This is a genomic window from Streptomyces macrosporus, assembly GCF_039533145.1.
GTDB lineage: Bacteria > Actinomycetota > Actinomycetes > Streptomycetales > Streptomycetaceae > Streptomyces > Streptomyces macrosporus.
The window spans coordinates 80117-94289 of sequence record NZ_BAAASZ010000030.1 but is presented as its reverse complement, the minus strand read 5'-3'; the positions used below and the strand labels follow the sequence as shown (position 1 = coordinate 94289).

Below are 14173 nucleotides of genomic sequence, written 5' to 3'. Positions count from 1 at the left end.
ACGGTCGGGTGATGTTGATGAGTTTGGGAGGCACCAGGTCTCTTGCCAGGGCAGCATCGGGATGATCCTGGTGAAAGGTGCTGGTCATGCCGCAGACGTCGAAGGTCGAGCTGTACGCGGCGATCCGGCGTGACCATCGCGGCGGCCGGCAATCCCATATGCGTGGTGCTCCCGTCAGGCACTTCCGGTCCAGGCCGCGCTCGGCCGCCGTGTTGTGTCAATGGGCCTCAAGAGTCGAGCACGGCGGCGACGGCCTCGATCTCGACGAGCTGGTCCTTATAGCCGAGCACGGTGACGCCCATCAAGGTGCTGGGGACGTCGTGGTCAGCGAACGAGTCCCGGACTACCTCCCAGGCAGCCACCAAATCCTCCCGCCGGGCCGATGCGACGAGAACCCTGGTGCTGATGACGTCCTGAAGTGACGCGCCGGCGGCAGCGAGAGCAGCCCGCATGTTCTCGACGGCTTTCAATGCCTGACCCGCGTAGTCCCCGATCGCTGCCGTCGAGCCGTCGTCGTTGAGGGGACACGCCCCGGCGAGGAAGATCAGGCGGGAGTCGGCGGGCGCCGTGGCTGCGTAGGCGTACTCGGCGATGTCGGACAGGGAGGCGGAGCGGATCAGCGTGATGGCATGAGCCACGGTCGTCGGGTCCTTTCCCATCGGGAGTTGAGCGCGGACATCCTGTCAACGACCCGTTGGCACCCGCCTCCCCTTTTCTCGCCGCCCCTCGGCAACGCCGTCGTTTCTGGTCGACACTCGTGGACCCGGTGATCACCAACTGACTCCGGAACCCGTCGAGAAACGCTGTTCCTAGAGATCAACGAAGCCACGCAGGATGTGCGGCATGGCGCGTGCGGTGTCCGCGATCACCGCAGCGCGTCCTTCGCCGGCATCTCGCCGATCCCCGCCTCTTCCGGGCTCACCGACCGGCACCGGCTCAACCGCAGCGGAGACCGGCAGCTCAACCGGGCCATGCACGCCGTCACCTCGATCCGCACGCGGATCGCCCCCGCCACGAAGGCACACGTCTCCCGCGGAATCACCGAGGGGAAGATCGCTCGTGACGCGCAGCGGTACCTCAAGCCCGCCGTCTGCCGTCAGGTCTTCGAGATCCTCGAACGGACCGACCGAAACAAGACCGGAGGCCGTCCTATTCGCCCGCGGTCACCAGCCCCGATTCGTACGCGAAGACCACCGCCTGGGCACGGTCGCGCAGACCGAGCTTGGTGAGGACGCGGCTCACGTGCGTCTTCACCGTCTGCTCGGCCAGCACCAGCGTCTCCGCGATCTCCGCGTTGGACCGGCCGCGGGCCACCAGGGTGAGGACCTCGGTTTCACGTTCCGTCAGGCCCTTGAGCCGCAGCGCGGGCTTGCCCCGGGCGGCGGGACGCTGCCGGGCGAAGTCCGCGATGAGGCGGCGCGTCACGGAGGGGGCGAGCAGCGCATCGCCCGAGGCCACGACGCGTACCGCCGCGATGAGGTCGGCCGGCGGCGCGTCCTTCAGCAGGAAGCCGCTCGCGCCCGCCCGCAGCGCCTCGTAGACGTAGTCGTCGACGTCGAACGTGGTGAGCATCAGGACGCGCGGCCGATGTGTCACGCCCGGCGGGGGCGCGAGGATGCGGCGCGCGGCCTCGAGGCCGTCCATCTCGGGCATGCGAACATCCATCAGCACCACGTCGGGATGCGTGCGCCGGCTCAGTTCGACGCCCTGCGCGCCGTCGGGGGCCTCGCCCACCACGTCGATGTCGCTCTGGGCGGCCAGCAGTGCGGCAAAGCCGGCCCGCACCATGGCCTGGTCGTCGACGATGATGACCCGGATCGTCATGCCGCTCCTTCGCTGTCGTTCTCTGTCACCGGCAATCGCGCCACCACCCGGAAGCCGCCGTCCGGCAGCGGCCCGGTGTCCAGCTCGCCGCCCACCAGCCGCACCCGCTCGCGCATGCCGACCAGGCCGTGCCCGGTGCGGCCCTCCTCGAGCGGCGCGGCGGGCGGCTCGGGCGGCGGCCCGTTGACGACGAGGACGGTGAGCCACGCGCCGTCCTCCGAAACGGACTCCGACACCGACACCTGCGTCGGAGCACCCGGCGCGTGCCGCACGACGTTCGCGAGGGCCTCCTGGACGATGCGGTACGCGGAGAGGCCCACCACCTCGGGCACGTCGGCGTCGCAGGGGGTGAACTCCACCGGCACGCCCGCCCTCACCGTCGCCTCCACCAGCTGCCCGATCCGCGTCAGGCCCGGCTGGGGCGCGAGCTCGCCGTGCGCCTCCTCGTTCCGCAGCACGCCGAGGAGCCGTCGCATCTCCCCGAGCGACTCGCGCGCGGTCGCCGCGATGGACGTGAACTCCTCCTGCACCTCCGGCGGCAGCCCGTCGAGGCGGTACGCCGCGGTGTCCGCCTGCACCGTGATGACGGACATGTGGTGCGCCACCACGTCGTGCAACTCGCGCGCGATGCGGGCGCGTTCCTCCAGCAGCGTCCGCCGGCCGCGCTCGGCCTCGCTGATCGTCTCCTGCTCGGCCAGCCTGCGCTGCGCCTCGTACCGCTCGCGGAGCGCCCCGCCGAGCACGAGTGTGGCGCCGCTGAGCACGATGAGCAGTGTGCTGTTGCCGCTCGTGCCGTGGGGCGCGACAAACTCCAGGCCGACGCCCGCGCCCGCCGTCGCCAGCCACACCAGCAGAAGCGTCCGGCGCGGCTCGCGCAGGCCGAGGGCCAGGCAGAGGCCGACGTACCCGACGACCTCCATGGCCGGGAACGGCCACAAGAGCCGCTCCTCGAAGTCGGCAGCGAGCAGGACGAGCGCCCCGGCCACGTCCGCGGCGAAGATCACGTACCAGGCCTGCAGCGGACGGACGACGGCGAGCAGCAGCGGCGCCGTCTGCCCGACGGCCAGCGCGCTCGCCATGCCGCCGTGCAGGCCGTAGTCGGCGCTGAGCACCTGGACGGTGGTGGGCAGCAGTGCGACGCACAGCACGAACGCCACGCCCCACGGCAGCAGCCGTACCCACCAACGCGACGCGCCGGCAAGCAGCGCACGCGGGCGCTCCTCCTCCGCTGAGATCATGGGCCCCAGCTTAGGTGCGGTGGGGCGGCGTCAGGACACGCGCAGTTGTCGGGCGGATCCGGCGCAACCGTAGTCACCGGTTCCGACGGCGGCGAGGTTCGCCGTGCTGCCCATGCCGGGCGTGAAGCAACTGCCGTGCCCGGACGCACGCTGGGCCGTGAGCCGGTGTGCGTCGAACGCCTTCGAGACGGGGTCGGCACCGTGACCGAGGCCGCTGAATCCCAGGTGGGGCACGGCCGTGATCCAGTCGCCCGAGGCCCGCATCGCCCACACGTGCGCCCCGGTGTGCAGCCCGGCGACGCTGCCCGCGTTCGAAGGAGGAGTTGATCGTGGACCACAGGAGGCGGAAGCGGGCCGAGTTCCGGCACGACGGACGGCGGCGGAATACGGCTGGGTGTCATGCCGGCCGCCGGGGGGACGCTTGCGCTTGCCGGCCGGTTCCGAAGCAGCGCCGGCTCGTCAAACGTCGACACGGAGCGGCTCCCCCACTTCGTGCATGTGCCGCAGGACCTGGCGGTAGGAGTCGATGAGGCCGGTCTCCGTGTAGGGGATACCGAGGTCGCGGCAGTGGGCCTTCACCAGGGGCTGGGCGAGCTTCAAATGGGGGCGGGGCATGCTGGGGAACAGGTGGTGCTCGATCTGGTAGTTGAGGCCGCCGAGGAACCAGTCGGTGAGGACGCCGCCCCTGATGTTGCGGGACGTGAGGACCTGGCGTCGCAGGTGGCCCCACTTCTCGCCGTCCGGGTCGGGCATGTCCATCCCCTTGTGATTGGGTGCGAAGGCCATGCCCAGGTGCAGCCCGAACAGGGCTTGGTGGAGTGCGGCGAAGACGAGTGCATGCGCGAGTGGCATGGTCGTCAGGAGCAGGGTGAGGTACCCGGCGATGTGGGCGATGAGGAGCGTGCCCTCCACCAGGCGCTCGCGGCCGGTCCGGCGGCGCAGGTCCTGGAAGCCGTAGAGCTTCAGGGCGAGGCCTTCGAGAAGGGTGAGGGGGAAGAAGAGCCATGCCTGGTGGCGGGTGAGCCAACCGCGGAAGCCCGTGCGGGTGGCGGCCTGCTTGCTGGTGAAGACGAGGACGTCGGCGGCGACGTCAGGGTCCTTGTCGATGTGGTTGGGGTTGGCGTGGTGGCGGTTGTGCTTGTCGTTCCACCACGCGTAGCTCATGCCGAGCAGCAGGTTGCCGTGGACGAGCCCGATACGGCGGTTCGTGGCCCGGTTGCCGCTGATCTGGGCGTGGCCCGCGTCGTGGCCGATGAACGCGGTGCGGGCACACAGAACGGCGAGAACGGGGGCGAGAACGAGTACCCACCATGAATCGCCGATGAGTGCCATGCCGGTGACGACGGCGGCCAGGCTGAGCGCGTTGGTCACCATGGTGCGTGCGTACCAGCCGGTGCGCCGATCGAGCAGCTCCTGTTCCTTGACGTCGCGCAGCAGGGGCGTGAATTCGCTGCCCGTATCCGGTGAGGATTGCCTCGCGGTGGCCTTCGCGGGGTGCGGCAGAGCGGTTCCGTCGGTCATGGTCATGGTTGCACTCCGGTGTTCGGTGGATGGTGTCGATGCGGCGCGTGGCTCGTCGGCCCGGCTCGGAGGAACGGGGATGTCCGCACGCGGCGCGGCGCAGGGTGTCGTGGTGCCCGGTTTCGTCCGGATCTCCGAGATGCTCCGTGCCGTCGGTGACGAAGGGGCGGGTGCGCCGGCCGCGGCCTGTGGACGGATCCGGGCCGGCGGCCCACCGGCGGGTCGTTGTGCGGAGGCGAGGTCCGTGCCGCGGTGGCCCCGGGCCGCAGTGATACGGCGGTGCGGACACCATCGCTCACGCCGCGAGCGCGAAGTAGACGAAGCCCGCCGCCAGCACGCCCGCCGCCGCGCGGCGGATCGTGCCGGCGCGGTCCCACGGGTCCTCCAAGGGCCGAGCGAGCTTCGCGATCGCCACGAGCAGCCCCGCGAAGAGCGGCATCCAGGCCAGCCGCGCCAGGATCCATCCGACCGTGTCCGGCGCGGTGGTCAGGCCGGGGATCTCGCCGAAGTACGAGGCGGGAACCGCGGCGGCGAGCATCGCCGTCTGGTGCCAGCACAGGATCGTCATCGCCGACAGGTTGACGATCACCACCGGGACCCACAGGGCAGGGCGCCGGAGCAGCCGGGCCAGCCGGTCGCGCAGCAGGATCGCCGCACCGGACTGGACGGCCGCCAGCGCGAGGACGAGCAGGGACGGCGGGTGGGAGTTGGTACGGGACTCGCCGGGCACGCCCACCATCGACGCCGGGTAGTGGAAGACGAGCAGCAGGGCGGCGAACAGGGCCGCGCCGCCCGCGAGCAGCAGCCACGCCTCGCGCCGGCCCAGCCGCTTGTCCGCCCAGGAGACGCCCAGCTGGTAGGCGAACATCCAGCCCGGAAGCAGGTTGAGCAGACTCAGCCAGGACGGCATGGCGTCCGCGTAAGGCCCGTAGCGGAGGAAGTCGACCACCGCGACGGAGCCGAGCAGCGGGGCCGCGGCCCAGAAGCCGAGACGCTGCGAGGCGCGGACACAGTACGGGGTGAGGGCCGTGATCACGGCGTAGACGCCGACGAACCACAGGGGCTGGACGACCAGGGTCGACGCGGTGTGCAGAGTGGCGGTCGGGACACCGAGACCGTAGTGCAGGGTCGGCAGGAGCAGCGCCCACACGGCGGTGACGCCGAGGACCGGACGGCCCAGGCGCCTGAGGCGGCCGGCGGTCCATTGGCGGGTCGAGCCCTTGCGGCGTTGAAAGGAGAGGTACGAGGAGTAGCCGCCGACCAGGAAGAAGATGCCCAGCATCTGGAGAATCCAGCTGGCCGGGGCCAGCGAGCCGAAGGTGGACAGCGAGCTGGCGTTGTGCAGGCCGCCACCGGTGTCGAGGGTGAAGCCGCCGAGCAGCCAGTGGCCGGTCGGGACGGCCAGGAGCGCCAACGCGCGCAGGCCGTCGATGGCGCGGTCGCGGTGGGCAGGGGTCCGGTCGTCGATCTTGGCGGTGAGCTTCGCGAGCTTCGTGGAGGTCTTCATCACAGGTCTCCGCCGGCGATCGCCGCGAACGCGGTCAAGGTGGAGGTGCCGGGGGTGAAGTACTCGTCGTGCGCCGGGACGTCGTCGGCGGGCAGAACGGTCGCGCCGAAGCCGGGCGAGGTGGGGTCCGCGCCATGACCCAAACTCAGGACCTCGACATGGGGGACGCGATCGATCCAGTCGTCCGGAGACTTCGCCGCCCAGATGTGGGCATCGGTGTCGAGTGCGGTGACGTCGTCGGCGCGCATGCCGGGCGACCCCATGACGACGATGTCGCTCGCGTCGGTGCCGGAAGCGGCGAGGCCGCAGACCACCGAGCCGTAGCTGTGACAGAAGAGGGAGGGGTCGGGGAGGCCCGCCGCGTCCAGGCCGTCGGTGAAACGGGTGAGGCGCTCGGCACCGAGCTCGGCGAGCCGGCCCGTCGCCAGGTCCAGGCCGATACCGGAGGGGGTGGTGTAGCCGGCCCAGGCGATGACGGCCGTGTCGTCGCCCGCCTCCTCCTGAAGGTCGGCGGCCTGCCGTGCCGTACGGTCGAACGTCGAGATGTCGATGTCCGAACCGGGGACGATCACCGCGACGTGGGTGGCGTTCTCCAGGTCGCCCACGACCTGCGCGATCAGGCCGCGGCCGCGCGGGTCGTATGCCAGGACCTGGTCGCCTGCGGAGGCGTTGGCCTCATAACGGAGGTTTACGGGGGCACCGTCGAGGTTGCCCACCACGGTGGGGTGGTCCTCGACGAGTCTCTGCTGCTGAGCGCCGGTCAGGCCGGCGAAGAAGGCCGCCACTTCGGACGGGTCGGCCGTGGTGGGGTCCGGTGGCTCCTTGCCCAGAGAGTCGTCCGCCAGCCAGGCGGCAGTGCCGGGGAGCGGACCGCTCAGCGGGCTCTCGGTGCTCGCCGAGACCCGGCCCGCCGTGCCGCCGACCAGCAGTGTGGTCAGTAGGGCAGTGATCAGAGTCTTCCTGAAGCGGCGCATCCGCCCCTCTCCCTCTGTCTCGTCCGTGGTGACGGCGAGAAGGTAGGAAGACGGTGGGGGGTGGGGCGTCACTCTGGGGAGCCAAGTCGGCAGTGATACCCGGGTAGGGGGTGGGTTGGGTGCCGGCCCCCGGGGTGGGCGGGGGTTTCCCGCAGGACCGGAGAGCGAGGGCACCGAGAGGATGGGAGCAGATGGCGCAGCGAGCACGGCGACCTTGCAGCTCGTGAAGCCTGGGTGCACCCGGTTTGCGGGGCCCGTGTCGGGCGAGGATGCGCGAGGTGGATGCTCGCCGCGGCGCTGGAGGCGGAAGTCGAGCAGTACACAGTCGAGTTGGCGGCCGAGCGGGACGAGGCCGGGCGGCGCCTGGTGGTCCGCGACGGCCGTCACCGCGAGCGGACCGCGGGCACGGCGGCCGGGCCGGTCGCGGTGCGGGCGCCGCGGGTGAACGACAAGCGCGTCGACGAAGCGACGGGTGACGGATGCGGTTCTCGTCGAAGATCTCCCCCGGCCTTCGGCCGGGAGGTGCCCCCAGCCACCGTGGTGCCGGAAGTCGCCGAAGATCAGCGAGGTGCTGCCCCTGCTCTGTCTGCACGGCTTGTCCAGTGGTGACTTCGTGCCCGCGCTCGAGCGAGAACACCTGCGGCGCAAAGTGGCCCAAGGCGGTCAAGAAGATCACCGACGACCTGGACGAGCTGCCGGCGTTCCACGGCTTCCCGGCCGAGCACCGGATCCACCTGCGGACCACCAATCCCATCGAGTCGACCCTCGGCACGGTGCGGCTGCGGGCCAAGGTCATCCGCGGGGCCGGCAGCCCGGCCGCCGCCCCGACGGTGGTGTAGTCGACCGGGACCGGACCGACTCGAAACACCACTTGATCACCGACGGGCACGGCACCCCGCTCGCGGTGATCCTCACCGGCGGGAACCGCAACGACGTCACCCGGCTACTGCCGCTGCTCGACGCAACCCCTCCGGTCCGCGGCCGGGGCGGCCGTCCGCGCCGCAAGCCGGACTCGCTGTTCGCCGGTCGCGGCTACGACCACGGCGTCCATCGCGACCAGGTCCGCGCCGGCGGCATCGTGTCGGCCATCGCCCGCCGACGCACACGGTACGGCACTGGCCTTGGCGCCTATCGATGGGTGATCGAGCGCGCCTTCGCCCGGCTCCGCGGCTTCCGACGTTGCGGATCCGTCGGGAGCGGCAAGCCGGCATCCATGGAGCGTTTCTCGGACTCGTCTGCCGCCTGATCACCCACCGACAACTCAGCTCATTGTGTTCGCCGTTGTAACAGGACGCCATCTAGACTCGCTTCACGGTGCCCGGCGGCTCGAAGGGAACACGTTTCCGTGCATACCTACGACAACCCTGTGATCAGCGGGTTCCACCCCGATCCGAGCGTGTGCCGGGTCGGTGACGACTACTACCTGGTGTGCTCCAGCTTCGAGTACTTCCCCGGGCTGCCGCTCTTCCACAGCAAGGACCTCGTGCACTGGGAGCAGATCGGCAACGTGCTCGACCGACCCGAGCAACTGCCGCTGCCTCTCCCCGGCGCCAAGGCGTCCGGCGGCCTCTACGCCCCCACGATCCGCCACCACGACGGCCGTTACTGGGTCATCAACACCAATATCGACGGCGGCGGCAACTTCGTCGTCTCGGCCGAGCGGCCCGAGGGGCCGTGGAGCGACCCGGTGTGGATCGACCTGTCCGGGATCGACCCCGATCTGGCCTGGGAGGAGGACGGCACCTGCTGGTGCGCCTTCTCCGGGCCTGAAGGCGGCATCAACATGGCCAGGATCGACCCGGTCAAGGGCAAGGTGCTGGAGGGGCCTTTCGCCACGTGGTCGGGCAGCGGCCTCAAGTACCCCGAGGCGCCGCACCTCTACCGCATCGGCGACTGGTGGTACCTGCTGATCGCGGAAGGCGGCACGGAACGCGGCCACAGCGTGTCCATCGCCCGCAGCCGCTCGCCGCGCGGTCCCTGGGAGGGCGCACCCGCCAATCCCCTGCTGTCCCACAGCGGTACCGCCCGCTCCATCCAGAACGTCGGCCACGCCGATCTGGTGGAGGCTCCCGACGGCAGCTGGTGGATGGTGCTGCTCGGTGTCCGCCCCCGCGGCTTCACGCCCGACGTGCACGTACTCGGCCGCGAGACGTTCCTGACCCCTGTGGAGTGGGACGACAACGGCTGGCCCGTCGTCGCGCCCGTTCCCGAGCGCCACGCGGCCCCGGGCGGTGCCTGGCACCCCGTTCCGGCCCTGCCCGCCCGCGACGACTTCGACGAGTCCGCTCTCGCGCCGCACTGGGTCTCGCCGTTCGCCCGCCCGGAGGGCTCCTGGTCGCTCACCGAGCGCCCTGGCCGGCTGGTCCTCAGAGCCACCGGCCCCACCCTCGACCGCCCCGGGTACACCTTCGTCGGCCGCCGCCAGCAGCACCACGACTGCCGCGTCACCGCTGCGATCGACCCGGGTACGGGACGCGGCGGCCTCTGCGTGCGCCTGGACGAGGCCCACCACTACGAACTGGAGGTCGGGAACGGGGAGGCCGGCGTCGTCGCCCGGATCGGTCCGCTGCGCCAGACCGTGACCAGCCGACCGGTCCCGGCCGGGCCGCTGATCCTCACCGTAGCGATCCGGACGTCCGACCTTGTGCCCGCGTCACCCGAACTCACCGATGGCGGGACCACGGGCCCTGACACCATCGCCTTCTGGCTCGGCGATCCCGACACCCCGGGCGCCCAGCCGCTCGCCGAACTGGACGGGCGCTACCTGTCCACCGAGGTCGCCTGCGGCTTCACCGGCCGTGTGATCGGCATGTACGCCACCGAGGGCGCGGTCGCCTTCGACTGGTTCGAGTACGCCCCGACCTCGACGCCCTCCGCGTAACGCTCGGCGTGCGGCCGCGTGCGGCACCCGCACCACTGTCCTGGTCAAGGCCGTCCTCGTCCCGGGACCGAACGCAGCAGCCCGAGACGGGAAAAGGCTCCCTTCGCCTCGGTCGCCCTCACCGCCTCGAAACCCTCGTCCGCAACCGGCTCAACCGGCCGCGGTACCGACCCGGCGTCCTGGACGGCTTCCTCGTCGGTAACCTGTCCCCATGCCTCCTCGACCCGTCGGATCGCGCCCCACACTGTCCTTGGTGGCCAAAACTGCCGGTACGAGCGTGCCCACCGTATCCAAGGTGCTGCGAGGCGGAACCGACGTCTCGGCCGAGACGCGCGCGAAGGTCATGGAAGCCGTGCGAGCCGTCGGCTACACCCGCCGGGCCGGGTCCAAGAGCGAAAGCGTGCGGGACGAGGGCGGCTTGTCCAACACGCTCGATCTCGTGGTCACCCACTTCGAAGGGTCGTGGGCGAATCTGCTGATAGCCGGGGTCGGGCGAGAGGCGGCAGCAGCGGGACTCGATGTCGTACTGACGCTCGCCGAGCCGCACAGCGACTGGGTATCGCGGGTCTTGAGAAGGCGCACCGTCGGCACGATCGGGACGCTGATCGATCCCACCTCGCCGCAGTTCAGCGCGCTCTCTGCCGCAGGCGTCCCCGTGGTGCTGATCGACCCGATGAGCACACCGCCATCAGGGGTGGCGAGCATCGGCGTGGCGAACTGGGACGGCGGCCGCATGGCCGCCGAGCACCTCCTGTCCCTCGGCCACGTGCGGATGGGGGTTGTCGCCGGCCATGCCCGCCATCTCTTCAGCCGAGCGCGCGTCGACGGTTTCCGCGCGGCAGCCGACACAGCGACCGCCGACAGTGCCACGGTATCCGTGGCCTATGGCGGATGGAATCGCGCCAAGGCGGCGACCGCCACCCACACCCTGCTCGACAGCGACCCGGGGATCACGGGAATCTTCGCCTGCTCGGACTCCATGGCACTCGGCATCTACGACGCACTGGACGCTCGAGGCTTGCGGATCCCCGAGGACGTCAGTGTCATCGGCTTCGACGACCTGCCCGAGGCGCAGTACATCACCCCCGGGCTGACGACCGTCAGACAGCCCAGCACCGAGTTGGGTGCCGCAGCGGTCAAGCTCCTGATCGAGCTCTCCCGGGGCGAAGACGGCGGCACCCGGTCCCCCGCCCGCATGGAGCTGGCCACCGAACTGGTCGTCCGTGCCTCCACCGGGCCCGCCCCGGCAGCCGAAGCGCCACGCCGATGACGCGGGCAGGCGTGTCCCGGTCGATCTCATCGCGGCGCTGTCATCACAACCTGCAGGACGAGGCGGCTCGGATGGGCAGCGCCATAACGGATCGTGTATTCCGCCGCGGTGGGCTCCGTGATCACCCCGGCCGGCTCGAAGACGTTGCATCCGACATCCCAGCGGGGTGACGAACTCGGTGCGATATCGACTCGCACCCGGTGGCCCGGCAGGAACGTGTGTGCTGTCGACCAGAGGTCCACGACGAACTCCTGCTCCTGGTCCGGTTCGACCGGTCGCCTGTCGCCGTGCCCCGTGATCGGGTCGACGAACCGCGCCGACCCTCGCTGCACGCCATCGGCGATGACGAGGCTGCGGCCGTCCGGGTGCTCGTCGCACAGCCGCACGACCACATCCGCGTCCGTTCCCGTGGTCGCGAGGTGGACGACGGCACGAACCGTGCCCATCACCGTGAGTTCCTCGGCAAGCGGCACGGTGCGCCACGACACCACGTCCTGCCGCGACTCGATCGCCGCCTGGTCGGCAGGACCCGCCTCGAACGGCGCAAAGAGGAGTACCGCACCGCCGCACGTCGGCACCGGGGCTGCCGGATCGCTGGTCAGCCGCCGTTCACCGCTCCCAGCCGGCTCGGCCGCAAGTGATTCCCCGGTGCTCAGGTACAGCTCGAGCATCCGCGTGTCGCGCGGGGGGAACTCGTCCAGCTCGATCCACCGGTTCGAGCCCATCAGGAACACGCGCACCGGCGGCATGTCCGCCGCGCCTGCGCGGAGGGCGGCGTCGAACCACCGCACGTGCTGCTCGGTGAGGTCCCCCCTGCCGCCGAGATCGTCGGCGGACGCGCCCGACCCGAAATCCACACCTGCCATCCGGCCCGACATGTTGTCGTGCGACCAGGGGCCGACCAGAAGGTAAGGCACCGGCCCACCGGTGTCTTTCGCGCGGTGCAGCAGACGCCGGTGGATCTCCAGGGTCGACCCGAGAAAGACGTCGAACCACCCGCCGATCAGGAAGACCGGGATGTCGATCGCATCGATCCGGTCAACGATCTTCCCAGCGCGGTGATGCGCCGACTCAAGAGGCTCCCGCAACCGGTCCAAACCCCACACGACGATCGCCTCGGCGTCCGCGTCGGCGTGCAGAGCGCCGGCCCGGAACGCCTCTCGAGTCGCGATCGCACGCTCGGTCGCTTCCCACCGCTTCTGCTCGGCCTCCCGTTCGCAGGCGGAGTCGATGCGCGTGATCAGGTCCGGGGCGATCGCGTAGTGCGACCACGCAAGGGTGCTTCCGATCTCCGGCACCCCACCGCGGAACCGGAAACCGTCAAGCGCCGACATCGCCGGCGTCAGGGCAGGAGCAATCGCCCGCAGGGCCGAAGCGCCTCCCAGACGAGCGCTGAACTGGGTCTCCGAGGCGTAGGACGCGCCCCACATTCCGACGGCGCCGGTGCACTCGGGACGTGCCGCAAGCCATGCCACGGCGTCAACGCCGTCGGCCACCTCCTGCGCACAAGGGTCGAAAACACCTTCGGAGCCGAAGCGCCCCCGCACGTCCTGGAGCGCGACGAGGTATCCGGCAGCCACGAGACGCCCGACGTCGAGCATCCCGTCGTGTTCATCACGGGTCACGTCATAGGGATGACGAGTCAGCAGGGCCGGCCACGGCCCGGTCCCGTGCGGAACCAACAGGACGGTCCGGAGCCGTGTTCCATCACGCAACGCACAGGTCACCTCGCGGCGCTCGGCGACCGGGTCCGGCGCTTCACGGGCCGGATCGCCGCGCCGGAAGCGAGCCGGCTCCCGATCGGGTCTCGTGTCGTCGCTCATCGCGGAGTCATCGCCGTCCGCGACGTCGGCGGCGGCTCGATGGTGAGCAGGCCGTCGGCGAGTGTCGCGCTCGAGTTCGCGGTCGGGATCACCCGGTACTGCTCGACGAGCGTGTTCTTCGCGTACACGTCGGAGTCGGCGAGCGTGACCGCCTCGACGGTGCGTGACGAGCCGAGGCCGCGCACATCGATCGTGACCTGCGCGGCCTCCCCCGGGTCGCGGTTGACGGGGAAGACCGCGGCCCGGTCCTCGTCTACGGTCGCGACGGCGTCGATGACGGATGCCTCGCCGACGTAGTCGACACGGTCGTGGCTGTGCTCGAGCACCGTGCGCTCCCAGTCGCCGAACGTCGGCATGTCGGACCCGGAGGAGCCGCAGACGACGCATTCGAGGTCCTTGTCGGCCCTCTTCATCGCGGCGGCGGTGCGAGCGGCGATCTTGCCGTGGTCGTCCGCCGTCATGAACCCGGTCTGCCGAGGCCCGTTCATTTCGTTGCCGAGGCACCACATGCGCACGTTGTGCGGGTCCGGCGTGCCATGGGCGATGCGCAGGTCCGACAGCGCCGTGCCGGACGGGTGGTCGGCGTATGCGGGCAGGCCCAGGGCGGGCAGGGTGCCTCGCGTGGCGACGTTGGCCGCCGGCATCGACTCGGAGTCGGTGAGCTTGGGCCGCCTGGCGAACTCGCCGAGACCGACCTGGTTCGATTCGAGCGACCGCCAGGCGAGGTCGCGGCGCACCGGGCGCTTCTCGCGCGGGCCGACCGATTCCTCCCAGCGGACGCCGGAGACGAAGTTGCCGCCCGGGTAGCGGATGGTGGTGCTGTCGAGCTCCCTGACGAGTTCGACGACGTCCATGCGGAACCCGTCGCCGTTCGCGCTCGGGTGTTCCGGCTCGTGGAGCCCGGTGTACACACAGCGGCCGAGGTGCTCGACGAACGAACCGAAGGTGCGGCGTCGGACAGGAGCGATGACGGCCTGCTTGTCGAGCTCGATGTGGGCGCGGGGCAATTCGGCGGTCCTTCCCAAGGGGAGGCAGGGGTGTGTCGCGGGCTGAGCGATGCCGTCGACCAGCGGCCTGCCCCCGCCGGAGGCACGGCAGGGGCAGGCGTGGGACGGTCCGGCTCGGATCCTGGTGC

General features: G+C 70.8%; 11 protein-coding genes and 2 pseudogenes. 5 read left to right on the top strand and 8 right to left on the bottom strand.

What is annotated here, in order from left to right; all coding sequences use genetic code 11:
* Positions 1-227 precede the first annotated feature (227 nt).
* Complete coding sequence (locus ABD335_RS21795; RefSeq protein WP_344326160.1) at positions 228-638, bottom strand: RidA family protein; 411 nt, start codon at positions 636-638, stop codon at positions 228-230.
* A 198-nt stretch (positions 639-836) separates the two neighbouring features.
* On the opposite strand from ABD335_RS21795, the gene ABD335_RS21790 reads away from it, so the two are divergent.
* A complete protein-coding gene (locus ABD335_RS21790; protein WP_425583701.1) occupies positions 837-1229 on the top strand; it encodes a transposase in 393 nt (130 codons plus the stop codon).
* Here the strand turns inward: ABD335_RS21790 and ABD335_RS21785 are convergent.
* The 5 genes from ABD335_RS21785 to ABD335_RS21765 all read right to left on the bottom strand — a co-directional run bounded on the left by ABD335_RS21785 (position 1150) and on the right by ABD335_RS21765 (position 7064).
* A complete protein-coding gene (locus ABD335_RS21785; protein WP_344326158.1) occupies positions 1150-1824 on the bottom strand; it encodes a response regulator in 675 nt (224 codons plus the stop codon). The genes ABD335_RS21790 and ABD335_RS21785 overlap by 80 nt on opposite strands.
* Positions 1821-3062 carry a sensor histidine kinase gene (locus tag ABD335_RS21780; protein WP_344326156.1) on the bottom strand — a complete coding sequence of 414 codons (1242 nt, stop codon included), beginning with the start codon at positions 3060-3062 and terminating at the stop codon, positions 1821-1823. The genes ABD335_RS21785 and ABD335_RS21780 overlap by 4 nt, the downstream gene beginning before the upstream one ends.
* Before the next feature lie 459 nt (positions 3063-3521).
* Positions 3522-4589: a fatty acid desaturase family protein gene (locus ABD335_RS21775; protein WP_425583700.1), complete on the bottom strand. Its 1068-nt coding sequence runs from the start codon at positions 4587-4589 to the stop codon at positions 3522-3524.
* A 289-nt stretch (positions 4590-4878) separates the two neighbouring features.
* The gene (locus tag ABD335_RS21770; protein WP_344326153.1) at positions 4879-6090 is read right to left on the bottom strand and encodes an acyltransferase family protein; all 1212 of its coding nucleotides are present in this window, start codon (positions 6088-6090) and stop codon (positions 4879-4881) included.
* Positions 6090-7064: an alpha/beta hydrolase gene (locus ABD335_RS21765; RefSeq protein ID WP_344326151.1), complete on the bottom strand. Its 975-nt coding sequence runs from the start codon at positions 7062-7064 to the stop codon at positions 6090-6092. Before ABD335_RS21765 ends, ABD335_RS21770 begins: the two co-directional genes overlap by 1 nt.
* Positions 7065-7298: 234 nt before the next feature.
* Between ABD335_RS21765 and ABD335_RS30880 the strand changes: the two are divergent.
* The 4 genes and pseudogenes from ABD335_RS30880 to ABD335_RS21740 form a co-directional block, all read left to right on the top strand.
* Positions 7299-7885 (top strand): annotated as a pseudogene (locus ABD335_RS30880) (hypothetical protein); the annotation flags it as partial.
* Positions 7864-8351 (top strand): annotated as a pseudogene (locus ABD335_RS21750) (transposase); the annotation flags it as partial. The pseudogenes ABD335_RS30880 and ABD335_RS21750, both read left to right, overlap by 22 nt.
* A gap of 58 nt (positions 8352-8409) precedes the next feature.
* On the top strand, positions 8410-9945 hold the full coding sequence (locus ABD335_RS21745) for a glycoside hydrolase family 43 protein (RefSeq protein ID WP_344326146.1): 1536 nt from the start codon (positions 8410-8412) through the stop codon (positions 9943-9945).
* 211 nt (positions 9946-10156) lie between these two features.
* Complete coding sequence (locus ABD335_RS21740) at positions 10157-11215, top strand: LacI family DNA-binding transcriptional regulator (protein ID WP_344326144.1); 1059 nt, start codon at positions 10157-10159, stop codon at positions 11213-11215.
* Positions 11216-11241: 26 nt separating this feature from the next.
* Here the strand turns inward: ABD335_RS21740 and ABD335_RS21735 are convergent, their stop codons facing one another.
* Both ABD335_RS21735 and ABD335_RS21730 read right to left on the bottom strand, forming a co-directional pair.
* Complete coding sequence (locus ABD335_RS21735; protein WP_344326139.1) at positions 11242-13038, bottom strand: CocE/NonD family hydrolase; 1797 nt, start codon at positions 13036-13038, stop codon at positions 11242-11244.
* A complete protein-coding gene (locus tag ABD335_RS21730; RefSeq protein WP_344326137.1) occupies positions 13035-14045 on the bottom strand; it encodes an alpha-L-arabinofuranosidase C-terminal domain-containing protein in 1011 nt (336 codons plus the stop codon). Before ABD335_RS21730 ends, ABD335_RS21735 begins: the two co-directional genes overlap by 4 nt.
* Positions 14046-14173: the final 128 nt, after the last annotated feature.